This window comes from Bradyrhizobium sp. 613_E4_N2_2, from assembly GCF_052075995.1.
In the GTDB taxonomy this organism is placed as follows: domain Bacteria; phylum Pseudomonadota; class Alphaproteobacteria; order Rhizobiales; family Xanthobacteraceae; genus Bradyrhizobium; species Bradyrhizobium barranii.
The window spans coordinates 4,526,617-4,540,055 of sequence record NZ_CP197234.1 but is presented as its reverse complement, the minus strand read 5'-3'; the positions used below and the strand labels follow the sequence as shown (position 1 = coordinate 4,540,055).

Here is a 13,439-nt window from a genome sequence, read left to right as displayed (position 1 = left end):
GCTTTGCCCACCCTACGGCTACGGCACCGCGGCTTGCTCAACTTGAGCCGGACTTCGAAATCCGGGCGGCCGCAACCCTCCCGGCCTAGACGAACGGCGGCTTGATGTTGCTGCGCTTCTCCAGCCATTCCGGCACCGGCAGGTTCTTGGCGCGCATGAAATCCGCATTGAACAGCTTCGACTGATAGCGGCTGCCGGAATCGCAGAGCACGGTGACGATGGTCTTGCCGGGCCCGAGCTGTTTCGCGAGTCGTATCGCGCCGGCGATGTTGATGCCGGTGGAACCGCCGAGGCACAGGCCTTCGTGCTGGAGCAGCTCGTAGATCACCGTGACGGCTTCTGCATCGGGAACAAGATAGGCGTCATCCACCTTCGCGCTCTCGACGATTGCGGTCGCACGGTTGAGGCCGATACCTTCCGTGATCGAGCCGCCCGGCGTCGCCTTGGCGTCGCCGCTCCGGAAATATTCGAACATGCCGGCACCATGCGGATCGGCGCACGCGATCCGGACGTCCTTGTTCTTCTCTTTCAGATAGCGGCTGACGCCGGCGAGCGTGCCGCCGCTGCCGACCGAGCAGACGAAGCCGTCGACCTTGCCGCCGGTCTGCTCCCAGATCTCGGGACCCGTCGACTCGTAGTGCGCCTTCGCATTGTCGAGGTTGTTCCACTGGTCTGCGAACAGCACGCCATTGGGCTCGGTCTTGCGCAGCTCGTCGGCGAGCCGGCGGCCGACATGCTGATAATTGTTGGGATTGGCATAGGGCAGGGCCGGCACCTCGATCAGCTCGGCGCCGCACAGCTTCAGAAAATCCTTCTTCTCCTGGCTCTGCGTCTCCGGGATCACGATCAGCGTGCGGTAACCGCGCGCGCTCGCCACGACCGCGAGGCCGATTCCGGTGTTGCCGGCGGTCGCCTCCACCACGAGACCGCCCGGCTTGAGCTCGCCGCGCTTCTCGGCCTCCAGGATCATCCATTTGCCGGCGCGGTCCTTCACCGACTGGCCCGGATTCATGAACTCGGCCTTGCCCAGAATGGTGCAGCCGGTCAGTTCGGAGGCGCGCTTGAGCTTGATGAGCGGGGTGTTGCCGATGGCTTCGACAACGTCATTTTTGATGGTCATGTCAGGCAATTACCGGCTGGTTCATAGGGTGGGCGCGACCCTAAAGTAGGGTGGCGGGCCTTACAAGCGACCCTTGCAAGCCGACCCCGCAAACCCTTATTGCTGCTTTGCGAAGATGACTTGCCGGACGTCAATATTCCCGGACAGGAATCCGGCCTCGCAATAGGACAGGTAATACTCCCACAGCCGCCGGAACCGGTCGTCGAAGCCGAGCGGCACGAGGCCGGGCCAGGCCGTCTGGAAGTTATTCCGCCAGGTGGCCAGCGTCTTGGCATAATCCTGCCCGAAGATGCGCTCGCGAATGACGGGCAGGCCGAACCTGTCACCGAGCGACTTGAGCACGGCGGGCGAGGGCAGCATGCCGCCGGGAAAGACGTAGCGCTGGATGAAGTCCACCTCGCGCCGGTAGCTCTGGAACAGCCTGTCTTGGATGGTGATCGCCTGGATGCCGGCAAGGCCGCCGGGCAGCAGCCGGTCCCGCAACTGGGCGAAATATTTCGGCCAGAACTGCTCGCCGACGGCCTCGATCATCTCGATCGAGGCGATGCGGTCGTAGCGGTCGCATTCGTCGCGATAATCCTGAAGACGGATCTCGACCTTGTCGGCAAGGCCCGCCTCGTGAATGCGCTTCTGCGCAAAATCGCGCTGCTCGGTCGAGATCGTGAGGCCCACCACGCGCGTGCCGAAGGTCTTTGCGGCGAACTCGGCGAAGCCGCCCCAGCCGCAGCCGATCTCGAGCAGCGTCTGGTCCGGCTTCAGGTCGAGCGCCTCGGCGAGCCGGCGGTATTTGTTGGTCTGGGCTGCCGTGAGATCGGAGGTGCTCTCCTCGAACAGCGCCGAGGAATAGGTCATGCCGGGATCGAGCCAGGCCGAATAGAACGCGTTGCCGATGTCGTAATGGGCATGGATGTTGCGCCGCGCCTGACGGCGGGTGTTGCGGTTGAACCAGTGCTGCAGCAGCTGGACGAACCGCATCAGCGGCTTGTCGTTCAGCATGGCCTGGATCAGATCGTGATTGACACAGAACAGGTAGAGGAATTGCGTCAGGTCCGGCGTATCCCAGTCGCCGGCGAGATAGGCTTCTGCGATGCCGATGTCGCCGCTGTTGATGAGGCGCGACGCGAAGCCGTAATTGTGCAGTCGCATCGCCGCATTCGGGCCCGGCTCCTGGCCGCCGAGGCGGATCACGCGTCCGTCGGGCAGGGTGACGTCGAGCGTTCCTCGCCGCAGCCGCGCGCCAAAACTGAGTGCGAGCCGAACGATGCGCGGCAGATCGGCGAGCACTGTGTCTATGGTGTCTGACGTCACCGAGATGGTATGCGACATCGGCAGATCCATCACCTGAACGGATACTGTCCGACCGCGAGCCAGGCGCCCCCATACGCCTCATATCGCTGGACCCGAGGGCGCCCCGCAAACGGTCAGCGTCGAATCATGCGTATGATATAGGTGCGCGCTGCGCCGGTCGCCAAGGGGCTGGCGGGATACCTCCGGCAGTCCACCGCCGTGTGCACAGCGCAATTGCGAGCCAGCACCCGATCATAGCGCGCCGTGCGCTCAGCCAAGGCCGGGGAAGCTGCGGTGCGCCGCGGCGCAGGTTTCGGTGCAGCGCCTGGCGGGACCGGTAGCTCTGGCGTCGGCGTGGCGGCAATATCACATGAAATCTTGGTAAGCTTGAATGCGCCTCGGAGCGAGGTTGGAATGCAAAAAGCCCTGTGACACAGGCATATTCTGTATTTGCGTGAGTTCGACATCGACGCATTCGAGGCCGCATTTCGCAGGTGCGGGACTGTCCCCCTGTTCCGCGCCCCGCTAGTATGAACTTCAGGTTCCGCAGAAAGCATCACGGCTGTGAACGAGTTACATAAACGCCCCCGGCCGTCCCGCCACGAATCGGTTAATCCGGCTCTGCGGTGGCGGATCTATCTGCCCGGCGGGGGGTGGATGTGACACAGGATGGTCCTGCGGTCGCCATGAGGCGATCTCCCGGCCTTACGTTCCGGACGTCGCGTGCGGCGCGATGGGCTGCCGTGGCGTGCCTTGCCGCCAGTTCAGGCGCCTGCGTGCTGACGCAGGATTTGCCCGATCCCGCACTCGATGTTCCCACGCAGTACAAATACGCGGGCAAGCCGGATGCGCCGCCGTCGCTGGATTGGTGGCGCGGCTTTCGCTCCGCGGAGCTGACGCAACTGATGGAGGAGGCGCAGACCGTCAATCTCGACATCGCCGCCGCCGTCGCGCGCATCGTCCAGGCCGACGCCCAGGCGCGGCAGGCGGGCGCGGCGCTACTGCCGAGCCTGTCGGGCGGCGGATCGGAAACCTATTCACGCACCTCGGGTTCGAGCGCCTCGGGCCTGTCCATCGGCGGCCGCGAAGTCGTCAACTATTCGGCGTCGCTGAGCGCGAGCTACCAGCTCGATTTCTGGGGCCAGAACCGTGACGCGCTGCAAACGGCGGAAGAGACGGCGAATGCCAACCGTTTCGATCGTGACGTCGTCGCCCTGACGACGCTCGCCGGCGTCGCCAACGCCTATTTCCAGGTGCTGGCCTCGCAGGACCGGCTGCGCACCGCCCAGAGCAACATCGCCAGCGCGCAGCGGATCCTTGATGCCATTCGCGAGCGCCGCAAGGCCGGCACCGGGACCGATCTCGACGTCGCCCAGCAGGAGAGCGTGGTCGCCAACCAGAAGGCGCTGGTGCCGCCGCTGCGCCAGACGCTCGACCAGAACATCAACGCGCTCGCCGTGCTGGTGTCACGGCCGCCGGAGAGCGTCCGCGTGCTCGGCGGTTCGCTGAACAAGATCGCGATCCCGCGCGTCACGCCCGGCCTGCCGTCGGAGCTTTTGACGCAGCGGCCCGACATCCGCCGCCAGGAGGCACAGCTCGCCTCGGCGACCGCGAACATCGGCAATGCCCGCGCGCAGTTCTTTCCGACGATCCAGCTCACCGGCAATGGCGGCTATCAGAGCTCGGCGCTGGTCTCGCTGTTCCAGCCGCATGCGGCCTTCTTCCAGCTCGTCGGCAGCGCCACGCAGCCGATCTTCGACGGCGGCAAGATCCTCGGCAATTTCGAATTCGCCAAGGCGCGGCAGGACGAGTTGCTCCAGACCTACCGCAAGACCATCATCCAGTCGTTTGCGGACGTCGACAACGCGCTGTATTCGATCAAGCAGACCACGATCAAGCTACAATTGCAGCGCGATGTCGTTACCTCGTCGAAGCGCGCCTTCGATCTCGCCGAGCAGCAATTGCGCGCCGGCACGGCCGACATCGTGACTGTGCTGAACGTCCAGCAGACACTATTTCAGGCCGAAGATGCGTTGTGGCAGGCCCAACTCGCACGGCTTCTCGCCATCGTCAGCCTGTATCAGGCGCTCGGCGGCGGCTGGGAGCCGCGAATGGAGAAACCGGTCAATGCTCTTTAAGCCGGATACGAAGGAAGGCGCGAAAGAAGGGACGGCGAAGAAATCGCGCGGCCGCGGCTTCGTCATGACCCTGATCACGCTCGCCATCCTTGGCGGGCTCGGCTATTTCGGCTGGACCGTCTGGCATCAGCAGCCGCAGCAGGCGAATGGCCGCAACCAGCGGCCCGATCTGCCGGTGCCGGTGCTGGCGGCGACGCCGAGGATCCAGGACGAGCCTGTCTATCTCGACGGGGTCGGCGCCATTCGCGCCCTGAACACCGTGACCGTGCGCTCGCAGGTCGACGGCAAGCTGATCGCCGTGAAATTCACCGAGGGCCAGGACGTCAAGAAGGGCGACGTGCTCGGCGAGATCGACCCCGCGCTCTACCAGGCGACGTATGACCAGGCCGTCGCCAAGAAAGCGCAGGACGAGGCCCAGCTCGCCAACCAGCGCATCGACTTGACGCGCTACGAGCAACTCGCTGCTTCCAATGCCGGCTCCAAGCAGCAGGCAGACACCCAGCGCGCGCTGGTCGCGCAGACCGAGGCGCTGGTGAAGGCCGACCAGGCCGCGATCGACAATGCGGCGGCGACGTTGAGCTACACCAAGATCGTGGCGCCGCTTTCGGGCCGCGCCGGCCTGCGGCAGGTCGACCAGGGCAACATCATCCACGCCGCCGACGCCACGGGCCTCCTGGTGATCACGCAATTGCAGCCGATCGCGGTGTGGTTCAGCCTGCCGCAGCAGCAGATCATGCGCGTCAACGCAGCGGCGTCGAAGGGCACGCTCGCGGTCGACGTGTTCGGCAATGACGGCATCACCGTGATCGACACCGGCAAGCTGACCGGCATCGACAACCAGGTCGACCAGACCACCGGCACGCTCAGGCTCAAGGCGGAATTCCCCAACGCCAATTACCAGCTCTGGCCGGGCCAGTTCGTCAATGTCCGCCTCAAGGTCGAGACCTTGATGCAGGCGCTGGTGGTGCCGACATCGGCGGTGCAGCGCGGACCGATCGGCACCTTCAGCTACGTCATCGGCGAGGACAATGTCGTCTCCGCCAAGCCGGTGACCGTGACCCAGCAGAACGAGCATGACGCCGTCATTGCCAGCGGCTTGTCGCCGACCGACAAGGTCGTCACGACGGGCTTTGCCAATCTGTCTGACGGGTCCAAGGTGGTCGTCGGCCGCGATGACCAGACACCGTCGGCCGATCTCGCCCCGCGCAAGCGCACGCGCGGCCCGGATGGCCAGAAGAAGGATGGGCAGGCCAAGGACGGGCAAAAGGACGGACAGGGCAAGGACGGCGAGCACCGCGCCAAGCGGAGCAGCAGTGAAGGCGACCAGAAGGGGCAGACCGGACCGGCATCGGGGCCGGGGGCATCGGGACCTGGAGCCAAGCAGCCATGATCCCGACAACAGCCGCCTGAGCGGCAGGCATATCCCATGGGCGTCTCCGAACCCTTCATCCGCCGCCCGATCGCGACCTCGCTGCTCGGCATCGCCCTGCTGATCGGGGGCGCGCTCGGCTATTTCTCGCTGCCGGTCTCGGCGCTGCCGCAGGTCGATTTCCCGACCGTGCAGGTGTCGACGCAGCTTCCGGGCGCGAGCCCCGACGTGATCGCCTCGCTGATCACCGCGCCGCTGGAACGGCAGCTCGGCCAGATCCCGTCGCTGACGGCGATGAACTCGACGAGCTCGTTCGGCGTCAGCCAGATCTCGCTCCAGTTCGATCTCAACCGCGACATCGACGGCGCGACCCAGGACGTGCAGGCCGCGATCAACGCGGCGGCCGGCGTGCTGCCCAAGACGCTGCCCTATCCGCCGACCTACGCCAAGGTGAACCCGGCGGACGCACCGGTGATGACCCTGGCGCTTCGCTCCGACACGATCTCGCTCCGGGCGATGAGCGACATCGCCGACACGCTTCTGGCGCAGCGGCTGAGCCAGATCTCCGGCGTCGGCCGGGTCTCGGTGCTAGGTGGGCTGAAGCCGGCCGTGCGCATCCAGGCGGATCTGGCGCGCCTTGCCGCCTATGGCATCGCCATGGAGGATCTGCGCACCGCGATCTCCAATGCCAACGTCTCCGGGCCAAAAGGCTCGCTCGACGGCGCGCAGCAATCCTACCTCATCGCCGCCAACGACCAGATCGCCGCTGCCGACGCCTACAAGCCTGTTATCATCGCCTACCGCAACGGCTCCCCGGTCACGATCGGCGACGTCGCGCAGATCGTGGATGGCCTCGAGAACGACCGCACCGGCGGCTGGTACCAGGGCACGCCGGCGGTCATCATCGACATCCAGCGCCAGCCCGGCGCCAACGTCATTGATGTCGTCAGCCAAATCCGGGCGGAAATCCCAAAGGTCCAGCGCGCCATTCCGGCCGGCGTGAACCTCACCATCGTCTCCGACCGCACCGTCACGATCCGCGCCTCGGTCCGCGACGTGCAGTTCACCCTGATCCTCAGCGTCGTCTTGGTGACGCTGGTGGTGCTGCTGTTCCTGCGCTCGCTGCGGGCCACGCTGATCGCGGGCGTCGCGCTGCCGCTGTCGCTGATCACCAGCTTCGGCATCATGTATTTCGCCGGCTTCAGCCTCGACAATCTGTCGCTGATGGCGCTCACCATCGGCACCGGCTTCGTCGTCGACGACGCCATCGTCATGATCGAGAACATCGTCCGCCACATGGAGAACGGCGACAGCGCGATGGAGGCCTCGCTGAAGGGGGCCAGCGAGATCGGCTTCACCGTGATCTCGCTGACGGTGTCGTTGATCGCGGTGTTCATCCCGCTGCTGTTCATGTCCGGCCTCGTCGGGCGCATGTTCCGCGAATTCGCGTTGACGCTGACGATCGCGGTCGTGACCTCGGCCGTGGTCTCGCTGACGCTGACGCCGATGATGTGCTCGCGGCTGCTCAAGCACGCCCATGAGGAACTGGCGGTGCCGGGATTGGCCGCGATCAGCCGCTTCATCGATAGCACCGTCGAGTTCTATCACCGGACGCTGCTCTGGGTCCTGGAACGCCAGCGCGCCACGCTGCTCGTGACATTTGCGACCCTGGTCGCGACCCTCGTCCTCTATGTCGTCGCGCCAAAGGGCTTTTTGCCGCTTCAGGACACCGCCTCGATCACGGCGGTGACGGAGGCGGGACCCGACGTGTCGTTCACCGAGATGCAGAAGCGCCAGGCCGAGGCGGCCGATGCCATCAAGGCCGACCCTGACGTGGTCGGCGTGGTCTCGGTGATCGGGGCGGGCTCGGTCAACCCGACCACCAATGTCGGGCGCCTGGTCATGACCTTGAAGCCGCGCGGTGAGCGGCGCGACGACGTCAGCGCGGTGGTGACCCGGCTGAAGGAGCGGGTGTCGGCTATCCCCGGCATGACCGTCTATTTCCAGCCGGTGCAGGACGTGCAGATCTCGACCCAGTCGAGCCGTTCGCAGTACCAGTACACGCTGACCGGGACCGACGCGACGCTGGTGTCGGAATGGGCGCGCAAGCTCGTTGCCGAGATGCGGCGCGATCCTCTGTTCCGCGACGTCTCCTCGGAGGCGCAGGAGGGCGGCCTGCGGGCGCAGCTCGACGTGGACCGGACCCGGGCCGGACAGCTCGGCGTGAGCCTGCAAGGAATCACCGACACGCTCAACGATGCGTTCGCGCAGCGGCAGATCTCGACCATCTACGGCCAGGCCAACCAGTACCGCGTGGTGCTGGAGGCGCTGCCGATGTACCAGCGCGACCCCTCGATCCTGTCGAAGCTGTATCTGCCGGGCGCGGCGAGCAGCATTGTGGGCGCGCCCAACGCCCAGGTGCCGCTCTCGGCCGTGGCGACGCTGAAGCGCACCACGGCGCCGCTCGCGATCTCGCACCAGGCGCAATTCCCGTCGATCTCGCTCAGCTTCAACCTCGCCCCGGGCGCCGCGCTCGGCGATGCCGTCGAGGCGGTGAAGACGATCGAGACCCGGATCGAGATGCCCAACAGCATCGTCGGCGTCTATGCCGGCGATGCCGCCGAATTCGCCAAGGCGCTCGCCGGCCAGCCCTGGCTGCTGCTCGCCGCCGTGATCACGATCTACATCGTGCTGGGCGTGCTCTATGAGAGCTACATCCACCCGATCACCATCCTGTCGACGCTGCCCTCGGCCGGCGTCGGCGCGATCCTGGCACTGATGCTGTGCGGTCAGGACCTCTCGGTGATCGGCCTGATCGGCATCATCCTGCTGATGGGCATCGTCAAGAAGAACGCGATCATGATGATCGACTTCGCGCTCGAGGCCGAGCGCAGGCAGGGGATGTCGCCGAACGAGGCGATCGTGCAGGCCTGTCTCTTGCGCTTCCGTCCGATCATGATGACGACGCTGGCGGCGCTGTTCGGCGCGCTGCCGCTCGCGATCGAGAGCGGCACCGGCGCCGAGCTGCGCTTTCCGCTCGGCATATCCATCATTGGCGGCCTGCTGCTGAGCCAGCTTTTGACGCTCTACACCACGCCCGTGATCTACCTGGCGCTAGACCGCATCAACCGCCGCCTCGAGCAGGCGCTGCCGCCGGCCGAATCCGGCGGCCCGCCGGTCGCGGGCGCGACCGAGGGGATGCAGTGATGGCATCGATCTCGGAGCCCTTCATCCGCCGCCCCGTCGCGACCACGCTGCTGTCGATCGGGTTGTTCCTGCTGGGTGTCGTCGCCTACGAGTTCCTTCCCGTCGCCTCGGTCCCGAACGTCGACTTCCCCGCCATCTTCGTGTCGGCCAGCCGTCCGGGCGCCGACCCGTCCGTCATGGCGGCGACGGTGGCCTCGCCATTGGAGCGTCGGCTCGGCGAGATCGCGGGCATCAACCAGATCACCTCGACGTCGTCGCTCGGCACGACCAGCATCCAGCTGCAGTTCGACATCGGCCGCAACATCGACAAGGCCGCGCGCGACGTGCAGGCGGCGATCAACGCGGCGCTGATCGACCTGCCGAGCGACCTGCCGACGCTGCCGCGCTTCCGCAAGGCGAACACGGCCGGCGCGCCCGTTTTCGTGCTGGCGCTGACCTCGAAGACGCTGTCCGCCAGCGCGATCTACGACGTCGCCGATACCGTGCTCGCGCAGCGCATCTCGCAGGTGCCTGGTGTCGGCGACGTGACGGTGAGCGGTGCCGACCAGCCGGCGGTGCGCGTGCAGCTCAATCCCGTCGCGCTGTCTAACGCCGGCATCGCCACCGACGACGTCAGGACTGCAATCATCAATGCCAATCCGCTTGGTCCCGTCGGTATCTTCAACGGCGAGCGCCAGAGCGAGACGCTGTCGCTGAACAAGCAGATGCGGACGGCGAAAGAGTTCCGCGACATCATCATCAAGAGCTCGAACGGCAATTTCGTCCGGCTGTCCGACGTCGCCGACATCGAGGACTCCGTCCGCAACGCTCGCTCCATCGCCTGGTTCAACAAGCAGCCGGCGGTGCTGATCCAGATCACCAAGCAGGGCGACGCCAACGTCATCGACACCGTCGACCGGGTGAAGGCGCTGATCCCGGCGCTGAAGCAATGGATCCCGGCGGGCGTCGATATTTCCACGCTGGTCGACCGCACCAGCACGATCCGCGCCAGCGTGCTCGACATGCAGTGGACGCTGCTGGCAACCGCCGTCCTCGTGATGGTCGTGGTGTTCGTGTTCCTGCGGCGGCTGACGCCGACGATCGCGGCCGGCATCTCCGTGCCGCTGGCGCTGGCCGGAACCTGCGCCGGGATGTGGGTCGCGGGCTTCTCGATCGACAATCTGTCGCTGATGGCGCTGGCGATCTCGGTCGGCTTCGTGGTCGACGACGCCATCGTCATGATCGAGAACATGTACCGCAATCTCGAACATGGCATGCGGCCGCTCCAGGCCGCGCTCGTAGGCGCCCGGCAGATCGGGTTCACCGTGGTGTCGATCAGCCTGTCGCTGATCGCGGCTTTCACGCCGCTGATCTTCATGGACGGTATCGTCGGCCGCCTGCTGCGCGAGTTCTCGCTAACGCTGACCTTTGCGATCCTGGTCTCGACGCTGGTGTCGCTCACGGTGACGCCGATGATCTGCGCCCATTACATCCGCCAAACCACGTCTGGGACTGCAACGCTGTTCGACCGCATCATCGAGGGCTCGCTGTCGCGCATCGTCGCGTTCTATGCCCGCACCCTTCGCACCGTTCTGGAATTCCCGCTGCTGACGCTGCTGGTGTTCTTCGCCACCATCGGCCTCACGGTGACGCTCTACATCAAGGTCCCCAAGGGCTATTTCCCGACCGACGATTCCGGCTTCGTCATCGGCGCGACGCGCGCCTCGGCCGACATCTCGTTCCAGTCCATGCTCGGCCTGCAGCAGCGGCTCGCCGACATCGTGATGCAGGATCCGGCCGTGGCCGGCATCGGCTCGACGGTCGGCAGCGGAGGCGGGCCGGGGGGAGCGACCTCGAACCGCGGCACCATGTTCATCAGCCTGAAGCCGCCGGAGGAGCGCGACCACGTCTCGACGCAGGTCGTGATCGACCGTCTCAGGCGCGCCCTGTACCCGGTGCCCGGCATCCGCCTGTTCATGTTCGCCGCCCAGGACGTCCGCGCCGGCGGACGGCAGAGCGATTCCGACTACCAGTACACGCTGACCAGCACCGACCTCAGCCTGCTCCAGAAATGGGCGCCGATCGTGGCCAAGCGCATGGAGAGCGTCGAGGGCATCACGGATATTTCGAGCGACCGCGATCCCGGCGGGCTTCAGCTCACGCTCTCGATCGACCGCCAGAAGGCCTCGGCGCTCGGCGTCAAGGTCCAGGACATCGACAACGCGCTCAACAACGCATTTTCGCAGCGGCAGATCGGGATCATCTACACTCAGCGCAACCAGTATATGACCGTGCTGGAGATCGACCCGAAATTCCAGGTCGACCCATCCAACCTCGATCGCATCTATGTCGCCGGTGCCAATGACGCGCAGGTGCCGCTGTCGGCCGTGGTGCATGCGACGCGCGGGCTCGCTGCGCTGGCGGTCTACCATTCGCAGGGGTTTCCCTCGACCACGGTGTCGTTCAACCTGATGCCGGACGTGCCGCTCCAGACCGCGACCCAGAACGTGCAGCGCGCGATCGAGGAGCTGCACATGCCGGAAGGCATTCGCGGCAGTTTTGACGGCAACGCGGGCGATTTCGCCAGGACCAGCGGCCGCCAGCCGCTGCTGATCCTCGGCGCGCTGGTGGCGATGTATATCGTGCTCGGCGTGCTCTATGAGAGCCTCGCCCATCCGCTCACCATCATCTCGACATTGCCGTCGGCCGGGCTCGGCGCGCTGCTTGCGCTCCAGCTCACCAACACGCCGCTGACGGTGATTGCCTTCGTCGGCATCATCCTCTTGATCGGCATCGTCAAGAAGAACGGCATCATGATGGTGGACTTCGCGCTCGACGCCGAGCGCCAGCGCGGCCTGTCCTCGGCGGAGGCGATCTTCGAGGCCTGCCAGGCGCGCTTCCGCCCGATCCTGATGACGACCATGGCGGCGCTGTTCGCCGGCATTCCGCTGGTCATCGCCACCGGCCCCGGCACGGAGCTGCGGCGTCCGCTCGGCATCACCATCATCGGCGGCCTGTTCGTCTCGCAGATCCTGACGCTCTACACCACGCCCGTGATCTACCTGCTGATCGACCGCCTGCGCCGCCGCTCCGAGCCGCGCCCGCTGGCCGCACCGGCGGAATAGGCCAAGTATCGCGCACGTTCCGACACCGTCAGTCGGCTCGATCCCCTAACATTTGATGTTGTCAACTTAACATATGTTCTCATAAAGACTGTTACTTCTCATTTCTGTCAACAAAGCTCGTTACAGAACGGAGACGGGCGCAGCCTTCGCTCGTCGCGCCGCCCGAAGCTGTTGCATTCGAACGGGATCCCGCCCCGAGAATGTGTGACGTGCTTGGGAAACCTTGTGGGCGAGCGGAAATCGGCTGGCTCGTGTTGCTTTGGAGTGATTGGCCAAATGGCTAATACCGTCGGATCGCACTTTTTCCCGGAGATTGCGGCGGGTGGATTCTCTCGGGTCGATGGCACGATTCAGTTCTGGCAGCGGGTCGGGGCCTTGGTTGGACCGGATTCCGTCGTGCTGGACTTTGGCGCCGGGCGAGGCGCCGGCCAGAGCGAGGATTCGGTCGCCTACCGGCGCAGTCTGCGGTCGTTGAAGGGACGGGTGCGCGAGCTCGTCGGGGTGGATGTCGACCCGGCTGTCACGACCAACAAGGCGCTGGATCGGGCGTTCGTGATCACGCCCGACGGAGAGCTTCCGATCGCCGATCAATCCATCGACGTGATCGTATCGGATTTCGTGTTCGAGCATCTCCAGGATCCTGCCAGAGCCGCCCGTGAACTCGACCGCGTGCTCAAGCCGGGCGGCTGGATCTGCGCGCGAACGCCCAACCGCTATGGATACATCGCACTCGCCAACCGGATGATCCCCGACCAGTTGCATGCCCGCATCATCCAGTCGGCCCAGGACGACCGCAAGGGCGAGGATGTCTTCCCGGCCGTCTATCGGCTGAACACTGCCGGCGCGTTCAAACGGCATTTTCCCGCCTCCCGATACGATCTGTATGTGATCCCGTGGGACGCGGAGCCGGCCTACTATTTCGGATCGAAGCTGCTCTATTCGCTGTTGCTAGCGGTTCAGCACTGCACGCCGGCTCCGTTCAAGACGGTGTTGACGGTGTTCATGCGCAAACGCCCCGTGCCGTGAGCCCGACAGCCAAGTCACGTCGGGCTCAAGCCGTCGTACACCTCATTGCGAAGACGAAAGAGCGCACGGGACGAAAGGCCTTCGAGCGCGGAACGTCACGCAACGCAGCAACCTTGTAGAACGATCGTACCCTCCAAGACGTCACCAAGTCCGAGCGATAACGTCATTCGGCAGTCAACTGGACCGTG

The 13,439-nt window shown here is 65.4% G+C and carries 7 protein-coding genes; 5 read left to right on the top strand and 2 right to left on the bottom strand.

Annotated features, from left to right (window positions below; translation table 11 throughout):
- Positions 1-85 precede the first annotated feature (85 nt).
- Positions 86-1,120 (bottom strand): cysteine synthase A, encoded by a 1,035-nt coding sequence (locus AB7290_RS21725; protein WP_028161359.1) that lies wholly within the window; start codon positions 1,118-1,120, stop codon positions 86-88.
- 96 nt (positions 1,121-1,216) lie between these two features.
- A complete protein-coding gene (locus AB7290_RS21720; protein WP_085401477.1) occupies positions 1,217-2,446 on the bottom strand; it encodes an SAM-dependent methyltransferase in 1,230 nt (409 codons plus the stop codon).
- Positions 2,447-3,093: 647 nt separating this feature from the next.
- Between AB7290_RS21720 and AB7290_RS21715 the strand changes: the two genes are divergently transcribed.
- From AB7290_RS21715 to AB7290_RS21695, 5 genes are all read left to right on the top strand, one after another.
- Positions 3,094-4,545, top strand: coding sequence for an efflux transporter outer membrane subunit (locus tag AB7290_RS21715; protein WP_245344090.1), 1,452 nt, complete (start codon positions 3,094-3,096; stop codon positions 4,543-4,545).
- Entirely contained in the window at positions 4,535-5,935 is a 1,401-nt protein-coding gene (locus AB7290_RS21710) for an efflux RND transporter periplasmic adaptor subunit (RefSeq protein ID WP_085401454.1), read from the top strand. The genes AB7290_RS21715 and AB7290_RS21710 overlap by 11 nt, the downstream gene beginning before the upstream one ends.
- Before the next feature lie 36 nt (positions 5,936-5,971).
- Positions 5,972-9,121, top strand: a complete 3,150-nt coding sequence (locus AB7290_RS21705) for an efflux RND transporter permease subunit (RefSeq protein WP_085401455.1) — start codon at positions 5,972-5,974, stop codon at positions 9,119-9,121.
- Positions 9,121-12,225, top strand: a complete 3,105-nt coding sequence (locus tag AB7290_RS21700) for an efflux RND transporter permease subunit (RefSeq protein ID WP_085401456.1) — start codon at positions 9,121-9,123, stop codon at positions 12,223-12,225. The genes AB7290_RS21705 and AB7290_RS21700 overlap by 1 nt, the downstream gene beginning before the upstream one ends.
- Positions 12,226-12,450: 225 nt before the next feature.
- Positions 12,451-13,251: a class I SAM-dependent methyltransferase gene (locus tag AB7290_RS21695; protein ID WP_144030745.1), complete on the top strand. Its 801-nt coding sequence runs from the start codon at positions 12,451-12,453 to the stop codon at positions 13,249-13,251.
- Positions 13,252-13,439: the final 188 nt, after the last annotated feature.